Origin of the sequence: Agromyces sp. MMS24-K17 (assembly GCF_043950245.1) — a bacterium.
Classification (GTDB): domain Bacteria; phylum Actinomycetota; class Actinomycetes; order Actinomycetales; family Microbacteriaceae; genus Agromyces.
The window spans coordinates 1,297,960-1,316,091 of sequence record NZ_CP171640.1; the positions used below are offsets into that span (position 1 = coordinate 1,297,960).

An 18,132-nucleotide genomic window follows, 5' to 3' on the forward strand; every position below is an offset into this window, starting at 1 on the left:
CGCTACTCGACCAGCGATCCGGCCTGCTCCTTGGCCCGCAGGTCCTTCCGCAGGATCTTGCCCGACGCCGACTTCGGGATCGCCTCGATGAACTCGACCCGGCGCACCTTCTCGTGCGGCGCGACGTGCGCCGCGACATGCGCCAGCACGTCGTCGGCGGTCAGTGACGCCCCGGCCTGCGGCACGACGAACGCCTTCGGCACCTCCTGGCCGTCCTCGTCGAGCGCGCCGATCACGGCCGCGTCGGCGATGGCGGGGTGCTCGAGCAGCACGGCCTCGAGCACCGCCGGCGCGACCTGGTAGCCCTTGTACTTGATGAGCTCCTTGAGCCGGTCGACGATGCGGAAGACGCCGTCGGCCGTGACCGTCGCGATGTCGCCGGTGTGCAGCCAGCCGTCGTGGTCGAGCATCGCGGTCGTGGCCTCGGGGTTGTCGAGGTAGCCCTGCATGACCTGCGGGCCGCGCACCAGCAGCTCGCCGGGCTCGCTCGCCGACCCGTCGGCGGGTACCTCGACGTCGGCCCGGGTCTCGGCGTCGACGACACGGGCCTCGGTGTTCGCGAGCAGCACGCCGACGCTCGACCGGTCGAGGTCGGGCCGGTCGACCGGGATCACCTGCACCACGGGACTCGTCTCGGTCATCCCGTAGCCCTGGCAGACGATGCATCCGAGCCGCTCCGCGACGAGCTCGGCGAGGGCGCCGTCGAGCGGCGCCGCGCCCGAGAACACGACCTTCACGCTCGACAGGTCGAACTGGTCGACGAGCGGATGCTTCGCGAGCGCGACGGCGATCGGCGGGGCGATGAACACCCAGGTGGCCCGGTGCTCGCTGGTCACGCGGAGGAACTCGGCGAGCTCGAACTTCGGCATGGTGACGAGGCTCGCGCGCTGGCGCAGCGCGAAGTTCAGCAGCACGGTCATGCCGTAGATGTGGAAGAACGGCAGCACCGCGAGCACGCGGTCGCCGTCGGTGAGGCCGATGGTGGCCGAGCACTGGCTGACGTTGGCCACGAGGTTGCGGTGGGTGAGCATGACGCCCTTGGGGCGGCCGGTCGTGCCGGAGGAGTACGGCAGCACCGCGAGGTGGGTGGCCGGGTCGAACGTCACGTCGGGGGCCGGGTTGCCCTCCGAGAGGAGCTCCGCGAGCGACGGGTGGCCGACGCCGTCGACCGAGCCGGCCCCGTCGAGCACGACCACCTGCTCGTCGGGGATGCCGAGCTGCTCGGCGGCGGCCGTCGCGCCGGGCAGCAGCGGGCTCACGGTGACGAGCCAGCGCGCGCCGGCGTCGCGCAACTGGTTCGCGATCTCGGCGGGCGTGTAGAGCGAGTTCACCGTCGTCGCGGTGGCGCCCGCGCGCAGGATGCCGTGGAACACGGTGGCGAACGCGGTCACGTTCGGGCACAGCACGGCGACGGTGTCGCCCACGCCGACGTCGCGCGACGCGAGTGCGCCCGCGAACAGCGAGATGTGGGCGATCAGCGTGCGGTACGTCGTCTCGGCGCCCGTCGTGCCGTCGATGATCGCGACGGCGTCGAGCCGCGCCTCGTCGAGGTCGCCGAACAGGAAGTCGTAGACGGATGCCTCGGGGATGTCGAGGTCGGGGAGGGTGCTGCGGACCACGGGAGCTCCTTCGACCGGGTCGGCTCCGTTGCCGACCACGGTCACATCATGCGGCATCGAGCCGCGGAGCGGTATCCCTCCGTCGGGTGGCGGAGCCGGCCCGACTGCCGCCGGCGAACGCGGTGCGTCAGATGCCGCCCGTTCCCTCCTCCGTGCCCTGGTCGGTGCCGTCCTGCGTGCCGTCCTGGCCGAAGGGGCCGCGACCGTCCTGCTGGAATCCGGGCGGGCCGTTGCCATCGCCGGGGAAGCCGCCGTCGGGGAAGTCGCTGGGGCCGAACTGGCCGATCGAGGGCCGCGCGAGGCCGGAGAGGATGGCGCCGGCGGCCATGCCTGCGCCGAAGAGCAGCACGCCGGCCGTGACGGCGCCGACGATGATCACCCAGGTGCGGCGGTACCAGGGGAGCGGGCGCTCAGCAGCGATCGCGGGAGCGGGAGAGGCGGGAGGACGCGGCGCGGCGTAGGCAGCCGGCTCGGGTGCGGGCAGGGTCGTGGTCATGCTCCGAGGATTCCGAGTGCGCCTATGCCGCCGCCCTCGCAGGGCTATGAACGAGCCGTGAATCCGGACGGCCAGAAGGCGAGGCATCCGCAGTTGTTTTGAATTACTCAAAACAACCCGATAGGCTCGTGGCATGCCCACCGAGACCGCCGACCTCGTCGCCGCGCACCGCGACGACGACCCGGCCGCGCACCTGCGCGCCGCCGGGCTCAAGGTCACCGCACCGCGCCTCGCGGTGCTGCGCGCCGTGACGGGCAACGGCCACCTCGACGCCGACGCCGTGCACGCCCGCATTGCCGACGAGCTGCCCGGCACCTCGCTGCAGTCCGTCTACAACGTGCTCGGCGCGCTGAACGAGGCGGGCCTCCTCCGCAAGATCGAGCCGGCGGGCTCCGCCGCGCTCTACGAGAGCCGCATCGGCGACAACCACCACCACGTCGTCTGCACCCGCTGCCACGCCGTCGCCGACGTCGACTGCGTCGTGGGCGAACCGCCCTGCCTCGCGCCGAGCGACGACAACGGCTTCGCCATCCACACCGCCGAGGTCACCTTCTGGGGCCTCTGCGGCGACTGCCGGCGCGAACTCGACGGCTGACGGCAGCCCCACCGGACGACCGCCCACCCGGGCGGTGATCGGCGTGCCCGCACGCCGATCCGCACCACCCACCCACCACCGAGAAAGAGGACGAATGTCGGACTACACGACGACGCAGACCGGAACCCCGGTCGCGAGCGACGCCCACTCCCTCACCGTGGGCGCCGACGGCGCCACCGTGCTCCACGACCGCTACCTGGTCGAGAAGCTCGCCCAGTTCAACCGCGAGCGCATCCCGGAGCGGATCGTCCACGCCAAGGGCGGCGGCGCGTTCGGCGAGCTCGTCGTCACCGGCGACGTCTCGGCGTACACCCGTGCGGCGGTGTTCCAGCCCGGCGCGACCAGCGAGACGCTGCTGCGGTTCTCGTCGGTCGCCGGCGAGATGGGCTCGCCCGACACCTGGCGCGACGTGCGCGGCTTCGCGCTGAAGTTCTACACGACCGAGGGCAACCTCGACATCGTCGGCAACAACACCCCGGTGTTCTTCATCCGCGACGCGATCAAGTTCCCCGACTTCATCCACTCGCAGAAGCGCCTGCCGGGCTCGGGCCTGCGCGACGCCGACATGCAGTGGGACTTCTGGACCCTCTCGCCCGAGTCGGCCCACCAGGTCACGTACCTCCTCGGCGACCGCGGCCTGCCCCGCTCGTGGCGCCACGTCAACGGCTACGGCTCGCACACCTACCAGTGGATCAACGCGGCCGGCGAGCGATTCTGGGTGAAGTACCACTTCATCGCGCGGCAGGGCGTCGAGACCATCGAGGCGCCCGAGGCCGAGGCGATCGCCGGCGCCGACGCCGACTTCTACCGTCGCGACCTCTACGAGGCGATCGAGCGCGGCGAGTTCCCGACGTGGGACGTCAAGGTGCAGGTCATGCCCTACGAGGACGCGAAGACCTACCGCTTCAACCCGTTCGACCTCACCAAGGTGTGGCCGCACGGCGACTACCCGCTCATCGAGGTCGGCCACTTCACGCTGAACCGCAACCCGCAGAACCACTTCGCCGAGATCGAGCAGGCCGCCTTCTCGCCGGCGAACCAGGTGCCCGGCACCGACATCAGCCCCGACAAGATGCTGATGGCCCGCGTGTTCAGCTACCCCGACGCGCAGCGCTACCGGGTCGGCACGAACTACAACCAGCTGCCCGTGAACGCGCCGCACGCCGCACCCGTGCACAACTACTCGCAGGACGGCGCGCAGCGCCACCACTTCAACGCGCCGACGACGCCCGTCTACGCGCCGAACAGCTTCGGCGGCCCGCAGGCCGACCCGGCGCGCGCGGCCGAGGGCTCGTGGGAGCACGACGGCGCCCTCGTGCGCGCGGCGGCGACGCTGCACGCCGACGACAGCGACTTCGGCCAGGCCGGCACGCTCTACCGGGACGTGTTCCCCGACGAGTCGAAGGCGCGCTTCCTCACCACGCTGGCGGGCCAGGCGAACGCGATCTCGGTCGACGACATCCGCGAGCGCTTCTTCCAGTACTGGACGAACGTCGACGCCGGGCTCGGTGCCGCCGTTCGCGCCGCCCACGCGGCCGGCCTGAACGCGGATGCCCCGCAGCAGCCCGAGACGGGCGTCGACGTCGCGTCCGACGTCGACGACGAGGCCGCCGCGTAGCGATCGGCCGAACCCGGGCGGATGCCCCGTGCATGGCAGTGCACGAGGCATCCGCCCACCCTGAAGACGCGTGATGCCGGGGTGGCAGCCCCGGCATCACCGAACCACCGCACGTACTCCCCGAGAAGGAAGCAGACATGGACGACGGAACCATCCCAGCCTACGCGGCCGTGCTCGACCGCGAGCCCGGCCCCCTCGCCGAGCCCGGGCCGCTCGCGGCGCTCAGCGCACTCGACGAGCGGTTCGCGGCCGATCCCGCACCGGCGGCACCCTCCGCACCCGCACCCGCACCCGCACCCGCGATCTTCGCGGCGCACCCGCTCGGCGGCGCGTACGTCTCGGGTACGCTGCGGCCGCCCGCACCCGGGTCGTACGTGACCGGCGGCGGGACGCCCGCGGTGCCCGCCGGCTACGTCTCGGGCGTCGCGGTGGCATCCGCACCGGGCCGCTACGTCGACGCCGAGCGCTGAGCCGGGCGGGCGGCGCCCGGGAACGTCCCGGGCGCCGCCTGTCAACCCGCCGGGTGCACGTTGCTGCTGGCGTCGCCCCGCGCGAGGCTGGATCGATGTCCACGATCTGGCAGTCCTGGTTCTCCTTCGCGGTCGCGGTCCTCGTGGTCGTCGCCGCGGTCTTCGTCGTCTCGGCGGTGGTGTCGCTCATCGTCCGTGCCATCGCCCGCCATCGCGAGTGGGCGGCGATCCTGATCGACCGCGTGCGATGGCCGTTCCGCGTGTTCCTGCTCGTGGCCGGCCTCTGGATGGCGGTCGCGGTCGCCTTCCCCGAGCAGGAATGGCGGGCGGAGGTCGACCACGCGTTCCTGATCGCCCTGATCGTCGCGGGCGCGTGGCTCGTCGCGCAGGGGTTCCTGTTCCTCACCGACCTCGGGATGCGCCGCTACCGCGTCGACGTCGCCGACAACCGGCTCGCCCGGCGGGCGCGCACGCAGTTGCAGATCGTGCGGCGGCTCGTCGTCGTGGTGATCGTCATCCTCGCGTTCGGCATCATCCTGTTCACCTTCGACGCGGTGCGCGCGCTCGGCGCCTCCGTGCTCGCCTCGGCCGGCATCGTGTCGATCGTCGCCGGACTCGCGGCCCAGTCGGTGCTGGGCAACCTCTTCGCAGGGGTGCAGCTCGCGTTCAGCGACGCGATCCGCGTCGACGACGTCGTGATCGTCGAGGGCGAGTGGGGGCGCATCGAGGAGATCACCCTGAACTACGTCGTCGTCGGGCTCTGGGACGACCGGCGGCTGGTGCTGCCGTGCACGTACTTCACGACGAAGCCGTTCCAGAACTGGACGCGCACGTCGAGCCAGCTGCTCGGGTCGGTCGAGCTCGACCTCGACTGGCGGGTGTCGCCGGCGGCGATGCGCGAGCACCTCGACGCGATCCTCGAGCGGACCGAGCTGTGGGACGGCCGGGCGAAGGTGCTCCAGGTGACGGACGCGGTCGGCGGGTTCGTGCGGGTGCGCATCCTGGTCACGGCCGTCGACGCGCCGACGCTGTTCGACCTGCGCTGCTTCGTGCGCGAGGAGATGGTGCACTGGATCCAGCGGGTGCAGCCGGATGCCCAGCCGGCGCAGCGCGTGCTGCTCGCGGCCGGAGCGGGGCCGGTGGGGTCGCCGGAGGCGGAAACGGCGGTGCCGGAGGGCGCCCGCGGCGGCGCGCGCGGCGCTCGGGATCGACACGAGGCGGGCGACGGCGATCGGTCGGGCCTGTTCACGGGCACGCCCGAGGCGGAGGAGCGGGCGCAGCAGTTCACGCAGGCGATCCCGATCGTGCGGCGGGAGGCCGGGGAGGAATCGGGGACTCCCGGCGATGAGGCGCCCGGACATAACGGCATGCCGGCTTCTCGGCGAGGCACGCCGAAACCTCCCGAGCAGGTGTCTACGATGGCCGCGATGACCCTCATCGCCGGTTACGATCCCGACACGCTGCGCGAGCGCGTCGATCCCGTCGCGGTGGCCGCGCGGCTCGCCGAGCTCGGGGAGCTCCGCAGCCGCGACGCGCTCTGCGAACGGGCCTGGCTCTACAAGGTCGCCGGCAGGGTCACCGAGGCGCTCGACCAGGCGAACCAGGCCCTCCGGCTCGCCCGGTTCACCGGCGAGCGGCGGGACATCCAGCAGCCCCGGATGCTCCGCGCCACGGTCCTGCAGGCGAACGGCGAGCTCGACGCGGCCGCCGCGGAGCTCTCCGCGTGCATCGAGGAAGCGCACACCCACGACTGGCACCTGCTCGAGGCGAGCGGCCGGCAGCACCGTGGCAAGGTGTGGTTCGCGCAGGGCGAGTTCCAGGACGCGCTGGCCGACTTCGCTGCGGCGCTCGAACTGCGGACCGCGCACGGCGCCTCCGCCGACCAGGTCGAGAGCACGCGGTTCGCGATCGAGGCGACGCTCGACGCGGCCGAGCGGGCGGGCATCGACGCCGTCGCGGAGGCCGACACCGGCGAGGTGGCCGAGCCGTCCGGGCGACCGACGCCGGAGTCGACGCGGCGGCCGGGCCCGGATGCGGCGCGACGTGCGGAGCCGGCGCGAAGCGAGGCATCCCACCCGCCGCCGCTCTGGGACTGAGGGCGACGAGCGTTCCACCCGAACCGGAGGAAAGCTCAGCATCATCTCGACGCCGACGCCCTCCGCTGCTAAGCTCCGCCCGTGCACGCGCGCATCCGCGCTGCGCAGGCGGTGCTCATCGTCGGTGCGGCGGTCGCACTGGCGGGCTGCACGCCGTCCCCGGCGGAGGAGGCGGCGTCGAGCGGCTCGGCCGCGCCTACGTCGACCGCCGAGGCGGCCTGGCTCACGTTCACCACCGAGGACGGACTGGCGTCCTGGCAGCTGCCGCCAGACTGGACGGTGCTTCCGCCGTGGGTCGACGCCCAGGGTGCGGTCGACTACGAGGTGCTCGACGCCGACGGTGCGTCCCGGCTCTACTACTCGCACAAGCAATGGGGCATCGGCGGCCCGGGCTGCGTGCCCGACATGATGGAGTCCTACCCGATCACCCGCCTCGACGAGACGCCGATGTCGATCCCGGCCGACCGGTCCGGCGCGACGCCGGCCGTCGCGTTCGACGTGCTCGACGAGGGCGACCGGATCGCCGGGATGCTCCGCGCGACGGCCACCCCGATCACCGGGCCCACCTCGTGCGAGGACGGATTGAGCTCCCTGGTCTTCGAGGACGGCGAGGTCGGCATCATCAGCTTCTCGGCCCACTTCGACGACGGCGCGCTGCCGGTGCGACTCGACTTCCCCAGCCTCGCAAAGGCGGAGGCGTACCTCGAGTCCGCCGACTACCAGACGATCGTGCGGGTCATCTCCTCGCTGTCCTTCGACCCGTCCGCGGCGACCGGGCCGGCGGCGACCGCGGCACCGATCGTGCCGACCGCGGAGACCTCGCCGCTCGCGGGTGCCTACCTCGTCGACGCCCACGGCATGGACGACTGCGGGACGTTCCCGCTGACCGGGCAGACGCTGACGGTCGCGGGCTCGGAGGCGAGCCTGACGACGCCGGGGCAGACGCTCGAGGGCACGCTGACCCGCGTCAGCCGCGGCTGGGAGGTCAAGGTCACGGCCCCCGACGACGCGACGATGGTCGTGCTCGACGGCGCCGTCGTCGACGGCGTGTTCCAGGGCAGCGGGTCGTCGGGCGGGCGGCTCGGTACCGGCGGAACCGGGTGGACCTGCGCGTACGAGTGGGTCACGGCGACCCCGGCCGGGGTGCCGACGGACTCGGGCGGTGGCGCCTCCACCGCTGTCGAGTGCGGGCCGGACGAGCTCGCCGCCGCACAGGCGGCGCTCGGCGCCGACGCGCAGATCGACCCCGCCGCCCGGTTGTGCAGCGGCGACTGGATGGTGCTCGGCGTCATCCGCGACGGGAACGAGCACACGACCGTGCTCCACTCCGTCGACGGTGCGTGGCAACCGGCGTTCGACGACGAGGTGTGCGCGTTCGAGGATTTCACCTTCGACCCCGAGGTCGGGCCGCAGCCCGGCGACGAGTACCGCGGGCCGCTGCCGCAGGAACTCGTGGCGTCGGCGTGCTTCTCGAACTGAGCGGGCTGCCGACCGGGGCCGGCGAGGCGGTCCTACGCCTCGACGAGCGCCTGGCGGATCACGCTGGTGAAGAAGCCGAGGCCGTCGACGCCCGACCGCATCGCGGCGGCGGTGTCGGGGCCGAAGCCCGGCTCGACGGCGTGCTCGGGGTGCGGCATGAGGCCGACCACGTTGCCGCGCTCGTTGCGGATGCCGGCGATGTCGCGGAGCGACCCGTTCGGGTTCACGTCGACGTAGCGGAAGACCACGCGGCCCTCGCCCTCGAGGCGGTCGAGCGTGTCCTCGTCGGCGATGAAGCCGCCCTCGCCGTTCTTCAGCGGGATGGTGATCTCCTGGCCGACGGTGAAGTCGCCGGTCCAGGCAGAGTCGGTGTTCTCGACGCGGAGCACCTGGTCGCGGCAGATGAACGAGCCGTGGTCGTTGCGGATCAGCCCGCCGTCGAGGAGGTGGGCCTCGACGAGCATCTGGAAGCCGTTGCAGATGCCGAGCACCGGCAGGCCGCGGTTCGCGGCGTCGACGACCTCGGTCATGATCGGGCTGAGGGCCGCGATCGCGCCGCAGCGCAGGTAGTCGCCGTAGCTGAACCCGCCGGGCAGGATGAGCGCGTCGACGCCCTCGAGGTCGTGCGAGCCGTGCCAGAGCGCGACGGGCTCGCCGCCGGCGAGCCGGACCGCGCGCTGGGCGTCGCGGTCGTCGAGCGAGCCGGGAAACGTGATGACGCCGATGCGCATGTCGGATGCCCCGCTCAGTGCGTCTCGCCCGCGGGGGCGTCGTAGCCGTCGTGCGCGTCGTGCGGCGCGGCGGCCTCCTCGGCGAGCTCGGCGTTGGACTGCTCGAAGTGGATCGCCACGACGTCCTCGATGACCGAGTTCGACAGGATGTCCTCGGCGATCTCGCGCACCTGGGCCTTGAGCGCGTCGTCGACCGGACCGTCGACGGTCAGCTCGAAGCGCTTGCCGATGCGGACGCCGGTGAATCCGGCGCGGCCGGTGCGGGCGAGGGCGCCGGCGAGGGCCTTCCCCTGGGGGTCGAGCAGTTCGGCCTTGGGCATCACGTCGACGACGATGGTGGGCACCTTCGGTTCTCCGTCCGGTGTCGGGAGTGGTGGGATTCCTCGATTCTACCGATCGCGGCGGCCGGGTCGCGCCGACGGGTTGCGAGCGAGGGGTTCCGTGCGTATTATTCCGAGCGGAATATGAATATTCCGGCCGGAATAGTCGGCCTCGCTCCCGTCCCGAAAGCCCTCGCATGCCCGAACCGATCCAGCTCAGCCCGGTCGCCGTCGCCGCGCTCGCCCTGCTCGTCGAAGGGGAGATGCATCCGTACGAGATGTACCAGCTGATGCTGCAGCGCAAGGAGGACCGCGTCGTCAAGGTGAGCGCCGGCACGCTCTACCGGGCCGTCGAGCGCCTCGAGCAGGACGGCCTCATCGCCAGCCGGGGCGTCGAGCGCTCGGGCAACCGGCCGGAGCGCACGGTCTACGCGATCACCGACGCCGGCCTGCAGGCCATGCGCGCCGCCGTCGCCGACCGGCTCCGCCGGTACGAGAACGAGTACCCGCAGTTCCCCCTCGCGATCGGCGAGGCGCACAACCTGCCCGTCGACCAGGTGATCGCGCTCCTCGAGGAGCGGCGCGCCTCGCTCGCCGAGCTGCGCGACTTCGTGCACGAGTCGCTCGAGGGCATCGCCGCGCGCGGCGTCGATCGGCGGTACGTGCTCAACGTCCACTACTGGGAGACGATGCTCGCCGCCGAGGACGCCTGGCTCGTCGAACTGCTCGGCGAACTGCGCGACGGCAGCCTCGCCTGGCCCGACCCCGACTCGGTGGGCGCGACCGCGGGGCACTGACCCCGCGCCCGCGCCCGCGCACCGCCCTCCCCGCTCACGACCGCTCGGCTCCACGCCGACACACCGAAGGAACCCCGCACATGCAGACCGAACGCAAGCCGTGGCCGGCCCTCTGGGCCCTCGTCATCGGCTTCTTCATGATCCTCGTCGACACGACCATCGTGTCCGTCGCGAACCCCGCGATCCTGACCGGCCTCGACGCCGACCTCACCGCCGTGCTCTGGGTGACGAGCGCCTACCTGCTCGCCTACGCCGTGCCGCTGCTCATCACCGGCCGCCTCGGCGACCGGTTCGGGCCCAAGCCCGTCTACCTCATCGGCCTCGCCGTGTTCACCCTCGCCTCGCTCGGCTGCGGCCTGTCGGGCACCATCGAGTGGCTCATCGCCGCGCGCGTGGTGCAGGGTCTCGGCGCCGCCCTGATGACCCCGCAGACCATGGCCGTCATCACCCGCATCTTCCCGCCCACCCAGCGCGGCCAGGCCATGGGCCTCTGGGGCGCCGTGTCGGGCGTCGCCACCCTCGTCGGCCCGATCCTCGGCGGCCTGCTCGTCGACGGCTTCGGCTGGGAGTGGATCTTCTTCGTGAACGTGCCCGTCGGCATCGTCGCGTTCATCGTCGCCTGGCGGCTCGTGCCCGACCTCGAGACCCACGCGCACCGCTTCGACTGGCTCGGCGTCGTGCTGAGCGCCGTCGGCATGTTCCTCATCGTGTTCGGCATCCAGGAGGGCGAGACCTACGACTGGGGCACCATCGTCGGGCCGATCACCGTGTGGGGCCTGATCATCACGGGCATCGTCGTGATCGCGGCCTTCCTGGTGTGGCAGCGGTTCAACCCCGCCGAGCCGCTGCTGCCGCTCGGGCTGTTCCGCGACCGCAACTTCTCGCTCGCGAACCTCGCGATCTCGCTCGTCGGCTTCTCGATCGTCGCGATGCCGCTGCCGCTGACGTTCTACGCACAGATCGGCCTCGGCCTCTCGCCGACGATCGCCGCGCTCCTCCTGGCGCCGATGGCGGTCGTGACCGGCGTCATGGCGCCCCTCGCCGGCAAGCTCACTGACCGGGTGAACCCGAAGTGGGTCGCGTTCGCGGGCCTGCTCATCGTCGCCGGCGCGCTGGCGTGGATCGGGCAGCTCATCGACCCCGACATCGCCCCGGCGTGGGTGCTCGTGCCGGCCGCGTTCCTCGGCCTCGGCATGTCGGGCATCTGGGCGCCGCTCGCGTCGACCGCGACCCGCAACCTCCCGCCGGCGCAGGCCGGCGCCGGCTCGGGCGTCTACAACATGACCCGCCAGGTCGGCTCGGTGCTCGGCGCGGCCGCGATCACCGCGCTGCTCAACGCCCGCCTCGCGGCGGAGCTGCCCGGCCTCGACACCGCGGGCGGCGCGGCCGCCGCGGGCGCCGCCGGCTCAGGCGGCGAACTGCCCGCCCAGGTGCTCGACGGCTTCGCCGCCGCCATGGCGCAGTCGGTGTGGCTGCCCGTCATCGGCTTCGCCGTCGGCGCGCTCGTCGTGCTCTGGTTCGCGAAGCCGAAGGTGACGGTCGCCTGGGGTGGCGCCGCAGGCGCGCCGGCGAAGGCCGACGCACCCGCGGACGCCGGGGCCGACGTCAGCGCCTGACGACGGCCCGGACGATCGCCGCGACCGCCGCGACGGCGGCCACCCCGATGGCGATCGCGATCCCCGGATGCGCCCGCACCTGGCTGCGGACGTAGTCGACGCCGTCCTCGGTGAACTCCCGCACGCCCGATGCCGCCGACGCCGTGTGCTCCCGCACCGCGTCGGCGGCGTCGTGCGCGGCGTCGCGGGTCGCGGCGGTGGCGGCCTGGGCCTGCGCGATCGCGGCCTCGGCGGCGTCCTTGGCCGCGTCCGTGGCCTTCCCGAGCGCGTCGCGCGCCCCGTCGGTGGCGGCATCCGCGGCGGCGACCGCAGCGTCGCGAGCGTCGAGGACGGCGTCGCTCGCCCGCTCGGTCGCGTCGGCGATGTCGTCGCGGGCCTCGTCGGCGGCGTCCCGCACCGCGTCGGCGGCCGCTCGCGCGGCGGTCGTGGCCTGGTCGACCGTCGTGTCGCGGTCGCTCCGCAGGTCCTCGGCGGCTGGGATCGGTGCGCCGGTCGGTTGGTTCGGCATGGTGCCCTCCGTTCGAGTCCCTCCTCTTCGGCGGCCGGGGATGGCCGCAGCCGAGGAGTGCTTCGGTCGTTGCGAGGCGGCCATGCTACGCCGCGAACCCCGGCACCGGCCGATCCGGTCGCCGGGGTTGCGACCGCGGCGGAGGCGGGGTAAAGGGCTCCGTCGCCTACCCCAGCCCGGCCCGCTCGGCGATCACCTCGCGCAGGCACTCGCGCGTGGCATCCAGCCCGCGGTGCACCTCCTCGAAGCTCGTCGAGAGGGGCGACAGCCCGATGCGCAGGCCCCCCGGGTCGCGGTAGTCGGGGATGACGTCGCGCTGCCAGAGCCGGGCGGTGACCTCGCGCATCGCGTCGTGGTGGAGCGTCACGTGGCCGCCGCGCTCGGCAGGGTCGGCGGGCGACGCGAGCGTCACGCCGAGCGGCGCGAGCAGGTGCTCGTGGAGCTCGATCGCGAACGACGTGAGCGCGACCGACTTCGCGCGGATGGCGGCGATGCCGGCTTCCTCGATCATGGCCAGCGTCTCGTCCATCGGCAGCATCGCGAGGATCGGGGACGTGCCCGACAGGAAGCGGCGGATGCCCCGCACCGGCTCGTAGCCCGGCCCCATGTCGAACTGGTCGGTCGTGCCGAACCAGCCCTGGATGGGCTGGCGCAGGATCGACTGGAGGTCGTCGCGCACGTAGGCGAAGGCGGGCGACCCGGGCCCGCCGTTCAGGTACTTGTACGTGCAGCCGACCGCGAGGTCGAAGCCCCACGCGTCGGCCTTCACCGGCACCGACCCGGCCGAGTGGCAGAGGTCCCAGAGGATGAGCGCGCCGGCGTCGTGCGCGATCCGGGTGAGCTCGGGTGCATCCGCGAGGTAGGCGCTGCGGTAGGCGACGTGCGAGACGACCACGAGGGCGGTCTGCGGGCCGACCGCGGCGGCGAGCTGTGCGGGGGTCACGCCGAGCGACGTGTCGACGTGGATCCAGCGCAGGTGCAGGCCGCGCTCGGCGGCGATGCCCTCGAGCACGTACCGGTCGGTCGGGAAGTTGTCGGTGTCGACGACGATCTCGCGTCGCTCGGGGTCGCGGGCGAGCTGCGCGTCGACGGCGGCGCGGGCGAGCTTGTAGAGCAGCACCGTGGTCGAGTCGCCGATGACCGTCTGCCCGGCCTTCGCCTCGATCACGGCGCGGCCGATGCGGTCGCCGATCTCGACGGGCAGCTGCAGCCACGCCTCGTCCCAGCCGCGGATGAGCCGACCGCCCCAGTCGTGCGTCATGAACCGCTGCATGCGCTCGATCGCGGCGACGGGCGGGCGGCCGAGGGAGTTGCCGTCGAAGTAGACGAGGTCGTCGTCGGCGCCGTGGAATCGCTTGCGGTAGTGGGCGAGCCCGTCGGCACGGTCCATGCGGCGGGCGTACGCGAGCTGGGGGTCGAGGGTCATGCGGTCTCCGGGGGTCTCGGCTGGGGTGCGGCCCTGGGGCGGGCGGCTCGGGCGGTGGCGCTCAGGCCGCCGCGGAGTCGTCGACGGGGTCGAGCTCCTCGGCCGGCACGACGACGGCGGCGGCCAGCCAGGCGGGCACGTCGTCGAGGCGCTCCGGCGGCGGTCCGGGCACGAAGGTCGCGACCGCGTCGACGCGCTCGTCGCGCGGCCACGGGTCGGCGAGGGCGGCGAGCAGCTCGGATGCCCCGAGCCCCGCCCGGGCGAGCGCGGCCAGCTCGCCGGCGTTGACGCCGACGGGCTGGTCGCCGTTGCCGAGGTCGGTGCCGTAGAGCACGCGCCCGCCCGCCGCGCGGAAGCGGCGCAGGTTGTCGACGGCCCGCTCGAGGTCGTCGCTCGGTGCGCCGTGGCCATGGATGTGCAGCGTCGAGATCCAGCGCTGCCCGGCCGCGGCGGCACGGGCGACGAGGTCGTCGTCAACCGCCTCGGTGAACGGGGTGTGCGCGAGCACGTCGACGCCGGCCTCGACGGCGAGGCGGGTCATCCCGTCGCCCTCGACGTGCGCGACCACGGGCAGGCCGCGCTCGTGGGCCGCGGCGACGATCGCGTCGAGCGTCGGGCGGTCGAAGACCGGCCCGGCGTCGAGGTTCAGTGCGACCTTCACGACGGATGCCCCGAACGAGTGCAGCTCCGACACCGCGGTCTCGGCGGGGTGGGCCAGGGTCCAGCGCTCCTCGCCGGTCTCGGCCGCGACCTCGCGCACGCAGCCCTCGACGGCCCACGGCCGTCCGGTCGGGTACCCGCCGGGTGCGGTGAGGAACCAGCCGGCGAAGTCGACCCGGGGCATCCCGATGCCGCGCGCGGCGGCGACGACGGGCAGCGGGGCGCCCAGGTCGACGACGCCCGAGAGCCCGGAGCCGGCGAAGGCGCCGACGCCGACGAGCATGAGGTGCACGTGGTGGTCGACGAGCGGCGGCAGCCTGGTGCCGACCTCGCCGGGATTGTCGCCGTTCAGCGACCGGCGGGCCGCGGCCGCGAGCGGGCCGAGGTCGAGCCGGGGCGATCCGGATGCGTCGCTCATGCCGGCAGCTCCGTCCGCACCGCGTACAGCTCGGGGAAGAAGGTCAGGTCGAGCGCCTTCCGGAGGAACGGCGCTCCGCTGGAGCCGCCGGTGCCGGGCTTCCAGCCGATGATGCGCTCGACGGTCTTCAGGTGCCGGAACCGCCACAGCTGGAAGTCGCTCTCGAGGTCGACGAGCTCCTCGCAGGTCTCGTAGGCCGCCCAGTGCCGGTCGGTGTCGGCGTAGATCGACGCGAACACCGGCACCAGCTCGGGCCGGTAGGTCCACCCCTCGGTCACGTCGCGGTCGAGCACGTCCTGCGGGATCGGATAGCCGGCGCGCGACAGCAGCCCGAGGAACTCGTCGTAGAGGCTGGGTGCCTCGAGCGCCTCGGCGAGGATCGCGCGGGCCGGAGCATCCGAGTCGAAGACCTGCAGCATCTTCGCGTTCTTGTTGCCGAGCACGAACTCGACCGCGCGGTACTGGTACGACTGGAAGCCGCTCGCGCTGCCGAGCACGCCGCGGAACTGCGAGTACTCCGCCGGGGTCAGGGTGGCGAGCACCGACCACTGCTCGGTGAGGGTGCGCAGGATGTGCTTCACCCGGGCGAGGCACTTGAGCGCCGGGGCCAGTTCGTCGATCCGCAGCTGCGCGCACGCCGCGCGGAGCTCGTGCAGGAGCAGCTTCAGCCAGAGCTCGGTGGTCTGGTGCTGGATGATGAACAGCAGCTCGTCGTGGTGCTCCGGGTCGGAGATGGGGCGCTGCGCCGACAGCAGCGTGCCGAGGTCGAGGTAGCCCCCGTAGCTCATCCGATCGCTGAAGTCGGTGACGACGGACGCCTCGAGGTCTCGGGTGTTGGCACGGACGCCATCGGGATCGGCCATTCCCCAAGCCTACGCGCGGGATGGGCGGGACCGCCGGATCCGTCACCGAGGCTCCCCGCCGTTTCGTGGGCGAGCGGACTAAACTTGGCAGATGAGTTCGGCCACCTCTACCCGACGTGACGCGAGACGAAACCATGAGCGGCTGCTCGAAGAAGCCCGTCGCCTCTTCGCCGAGCGTGGCATCGATGCCCCGCTCGACGAGCTCGCCACCCGAGCCGGCGTAGGTGCCGGCACGGTCTACCGCCACTTCCCGACCCGCGACGCCCTGCTGCGCGAGCTCTACGATGCGGCCATCAAGATGTTCCACGACCTCGGCCCGGAGGTGCAGGCCGCGGGCAGCGGCTGGGACGCCATCCAGGTCGTGCTCGAGCGCCTCGGCCAGTGGGTCGCGGCCACGCCGTACCTGCCCGCGCTGATGCGCCGGGTCGCGGCGATCGACGGCGACTACCGCCCCGGGCTCGAGTTCGCACCCGTGCTCGAGGGCATCGTCGAGCGGGCGAAGGCCGAGGGCTCGCTGCGGCCCGACGTCGAGGCCGCGGACATCCTCGTGCTCATCGACATGCTCGGCTCGCTCGGGCAGTTCGGCGGCACCAACCTGCCCTTCTGGCGACGGCAGTTCGCGATCGTGCTCGAGGGCATCCGCGCCCGGCCCGGCCAGGAGCCGCTGCCCGGCGTCGCGCTCGACTTCGACGAGTTCCACGACCTCGCGCACCACCGCGCCGAGACCGCCGCCGAGAACGGCTCGGGCGCGGGGGCCGCGGACGACGTGGTGCCCGCGGCCGGCTGACCGGCGAGGGGGCTGCCTGCTGCCCGGCTAGCCCGCGGCGCGGACCTCGACGAGGTTCGCCCACGGGTCGTCGAACGCGAGCGTGCGACCGTCGTCGCGCGTCGCGACCTCGAAGTGGCGCATCCGCTCGCCGAGCTCGCCGAGGTCGTCGGCGCTCGGCACGACGATCTCGACCTTCCCGAGCCCGAGGGCGAGCTGCCGGCGACCCGCGCCCGCGCTCTCCCACGTGTTCATGGCCATGTGGTGGTGGTAGCCGCCGGCCGAGACGAACAGGGCCTGCGGGCCGAACGTGGCGGTGGTCTCGAAGCCGAGCCGGTTCACGTAGAACTCGCGCGCGCTCGGGATGTCTCCGACCGAGAGGTGCACGTGGCCGACGACCGCGTCGCCGAGCCCGGTGCCCGCGGACGCCGCGTCGGCGCCCGCCTCGGTGAGGTGCTCGCGCAGGTATCCGTTCGGGTCGAGGAAGATCGACCCCATCTCGACCTGGCCGTGCACCCAGCTCCAGGCGGAGCGGTCGCGGTCGAAGTACAGCTCGACGCCGTTGCCCTCGGGGTCGGTGAAGTAGAACGCCTCGCTGACGAGGTGGTCGGCGCTGCCGGTGAACGTGCCGGGGTGGCGCTGCGCCACCGAGAGGATGGCGGTCGCGAGCGCCGCACGCGAGTCGAACAGGATCGCCGCGTGGTACAGCCCGGCGGCGCGCGGGGACGCGTGGCGCAGCTCGGGGGCGTGCTGGAGGATGACGATCGGCGTGCTGCCGCGACCGAGCACGGCGACCGGGCCGTCGTGCCTCAGCAGTTCGAGGGTGACGCCGTCGCGGTAGTAGCGGATCATGCCGTCGAGGTCGCCGACGCGCAGCGTGACGGCGCCCATCCCGGTGTCGGCGGCGAGGAGGCCCGAGCCCCGCGAGGCATTATTGGTTGTTTCCACAACTAATGGTAACCCGGCGGAGACCACCCGTATTCCGGATGGCGGCGAATGGCCCTTGAACCGTCCCGCCGCGCTGCCTAGGGTGAAGGCAACCGGCTCCCCGGGGGGTCCGTGGAGCGGTGTTCGAGGGGAATGGGACAACATGGGTGTGGACAACCTGACGCTCTACGTGGCGACGTACGACGATGCGGCCATCGCCACCGACGAGTACCGAACGCTCAAGGACGCGGCCGCCGCCGACGAACTCGAGGTCGTGTCGTCGGTCGTGCTGCGCCGCAGCGACGACGGGCGGGTCACCGTCGACGAGCACGGCACCGGCCAGGTCGCCTCCGGCGCGTGGATCGGCGGTGCCGCGGGCCTGGTCGTCGGCCTGTTCTCCCCGCCCCTGCTCGCGGCCACCGCGATCGGCGCCGGCGTCGGCGCGATCTCGGGCAAGCTCGCGAAGAAGCACGACGAGAAGAAGCTCGGCCTCGAGCTCGAGGAGTACCTGCCGAAGGGCACCTCGGCGATCGTCGCGGTCATCGACGACCGCTACCTCGACCGCATCGACACGGTGCTCGCGCGCACCGACAAGAAGCTCCACAAGGCCATCGACCGCGACGACTTCGAGGCGCTCGAGAAGGCCATCTCCGAAGGCGGCGACAAGATCGCCAAGGCGATCGCCAACTAGGAGAGCGGGTCGCGACAGGCCACGGGTCGGCGCGGA

18 protein-coding genes are annotated in these 18,132 nt (G+C 72.7%); 9 read left to right on the top strand and 9 right to left on the bottom strand.

What is annotated here, in order from left to right; genetic code table 11:
- Positions 1-2: 2 nt before the first annotated feature.
- Together ACGGZK_RS05830 and ACGGZK_RS05835 are read right to left on the bottom strand one after the other, a co-directional pair.
- On the bottom strand, positions 3-1,619 hold the full coding sequence (locus tag ACGGZK_RS05830) for an AMP-binding protein (RefSeq protein ID WP_395245324.1): 1,617 nt from the start codon (positions 1,617-1,619) through the stop codon (positions 3-5).
- Positions 1,620-1,746: 127 nt separating this feature from the next.
- Positions 1,747-2,115, bottom strand: a complete 369-nt coding sequence (locus ACGGZK_RS05835) for a hypothetical protein (RefSeq protein WP_395245325.1) — start codon at positions 2,113-2,115, stop codon at positions 1,747-1,749.
- A 133-nt stretch (positions 2,116-2,248) separates the two neighbouring features.
- Between ACGGZK_RS05835 and ACGGZK_RS05840 the strand changes: the two genes are divergently transcribed.
- From ACGGZK_RS05840 to ACGGZK_RS05860, 5 genes are all read left to right on the top strand, one after another.
- The gene (locus ACGGZK_RS05840) at positions 2,249-2,710 is read left to right on the top strand and encodes a Fur family transcriptional regulator (protein WP_395245326.1); all 462 of its coding nucleotides are present in this window, start codon (positions 2,249-2,251) and stop codon (positions 2,708-2,710) included.
- 94 nt (positions 2,711-2,804) lie between these two features.
- Positions 2,805-4,328, top strand: coding sequence for a catalase (locus tag ACGGZK_RS05845; RefSeq protein WP_395245327.1), 1,524 nt, complete (start codon positions 2,805-2,807; stop codon positions 4,326-4,328).
- Between the two features lie 137 nt (positions 4,329-4,465).
- Positions 4,466-4,798, top strand: a complete 333-nt coding sequence (locus ACGGZK_RS05850) for a hypothetical protein (protein ID WP_395245328.1) — start codon at positions 4,466-4,468, stop codon at positions 4,796-4,798.
- A 95-nt stretch (positions 4,799-4,893) separates the two neighbouring features.
- Positions 4,894-6,894 (top strand): mechanosensitive ion channel domain-containing protein, encoded by a 2,001-nt coding sequence (locus ACGGZK_RS05855; RefSeq protein ID WP_395245329.1) that lies wholly within the window; start codon positions 4,894-4,896, stop codon positions 6,892-6,894.
- 81 nt (positions 6,895-6,975) lie between these two features.
- A complete protein-coding gene (locus ACGGZK_RS05860) occupies positions 6,976-8,373 on the top strand; it encodes a hypothetical protein (protein WP_395245330.1) in 1,398 nt (465 codons plus the stop codon).
- Positions 8,374-8,405: 32 nt separating this feature from the next.
- On the opposite strand, the gene purQ is transcribed toward ACGGZK_RS05860, so the two are convergent.
- Both purQ and purS read right to left on the bottom strand, forming a co-directional pair.
- A complete protein-coding gene (purQ, locus tag ACGGZK_RS05865) occupies positions 8,406-9,104 on the bottom strand; it encodes a phosphoribosylformylglycinamidine synthase subunit PurQ (RefSeq protein ID WP_395245331.1) in 699 nt (232 codons plus the stop codon).
- 14 nt (positions 9,105-9,118) lie between these two features.
- A complete protein-coding gene (gene purS / locus ACGGZK_RS05870; protein ID WP_395245332.1) occupies positions 9,119-9,448 on the bottom strand; it encodes a phosphoribosylformylglycinamidine synthase subunit PurS in 330 nt (109 codons plus the stop codon).
- A gap of 173 nt (positions 9,449-9,621) precedes the next feature.
- Between purS and ACGGZK_RS05875 the strand changes: the two genes are divergently transcribed.
- Positions 9,622-10,221, top strand: a complete 600-nt coding sequence (locus ACGGZK_RS05875; RefSeq protein WP_395245333.1) for a PadR family transcriptional regulator — start codon at positions 9,622-9,624, stop codon at positions 10,219-10,221.
- An 80-nt stretch (positions 10,222-10,301) separates the two neighbouring features.
- The gene (locus ACGGZK_RS05880; RefSeq protein WP_395245334.1) at positions 10,302-11,837 is read left to right on the top strand and encodes a DHA2 family efflux MFS transporter permease subunit; all 1,536 of its coding nucleotides are present in this window, start codon (positions 10,302-10,304) and stop codon (positions 11,835-11,837) included.
- Here the strand turns inward: ACGGZK_RS05880 and ACGGZK_RS05885 are convergent.
- The 4 genes from ACGGZK_RS05885 to ACGGZK_RS05900 form a co-directional block, all read right to left on the bottom strand.
- Positions 11,827-12,345 carry a hypothetical protein gene (locus ACGGZK_RS05885; protein WP_395245335.1) on the bottom strand — a complete coding sequence of 173 codons (519 nt, stop codon included), beginning with the start codon at positions 12,343-12,345 and terminating at the stop codon, positions 11,827-11,829. The two genes, ACGGZK_RS05880 and ACGGZK_RS05885, sit on opposite strands and share 11 nt — an antisense overlap.
- 166 nt (positions 12,346-12,511) lie before the next feature.
- Positions 12,512-13,771: a kynureninase gene (locus ACGGZK_RS05890; protein ID WP_395245336.1), complete on the bottom strand. Its 1,260-nt coding sequence runs from the start codon at positions 13,769-13,771 to the stop codon at positions 12,512-12,514.
- A gap of 61 nt (positions 13,772-13,832) precedes the next feature.
- A complete protein-coding gene (locus tag ACGGZK_RS05895; RefSeq protein WP_395245337.1) occupies positions 13,833-14,849 on the bottom strand; it encodes a hypothetical protein in 1,017 nt (338 codons plus the stop codon).
- Positions 14,846-15,712 (bottom strand): tryptophan 2,3-dioxygenase, encoded by an 867-nt coding sequence (locus ACGGZK_RS05900; protein ID WP_395245338.1) that lies wholly within the window; start codon positions 15,710-15,712, stop codon positions 14,846-14,848. The genes ACGGZK_RS05895 and ACGGZK_RS05900 overlap by 4 nt, the downstream gene beginning before the upstream one ends.
- Positions 15,713-15,803: 91 nt before the next feature.
- Between ACGGZK_RS05900 and ACGGZK_RS05905 the strand changes: the two genes are divergently transcribed.
- Positions 15,804-16,499 carry a TetR/AcrR family transcriptional regulator gene (locus ACGGZK_RS05905; RefSeq protein WP_395245339.1) on the top strand — a complete coding sequence of 232 codons (696 nt, stop codon included), beginning with the start codon at positions 15,804-15,806 and terminating at the stop codon, positions 16,497-16,499.
- 27 nt (positions 16,500-16,526) lie between these two features.
- Here the strand turns inward: ACGGZK_RS05905 and ACGGZK_RS05910 are convergent, their stop codons facing one another.
- Positions 16,527-17,369, bottom strand: a complete 843-nt coding sequence (locus ACGGZK_RS05910) for a VOC family protein (RefSeq protein WP_395246042.1) — start codon at positions 17,367-17,369, stop codon at positions 16,527-16,529.
- Between the two features lie 205 nt (positions 17,370-17,574).
- Here ACGGZK_RS05910 and ACGGZK_RS05915 point away from each other — a divergent pair, with 205 nt between their 5' ends.
- Positions 17,575-18,096, top strand: coding sequence for a DUF1269 domain-containing protein (locus ACGGZK_RS05915; RefSeq protein WP_395245340.1), 522 nt, complete (start codon positions 17,575-17,577; stop codon positions 18,094-18,096).
- Positions 18,097-18,132: the final 36 nt, after the last annotated feature.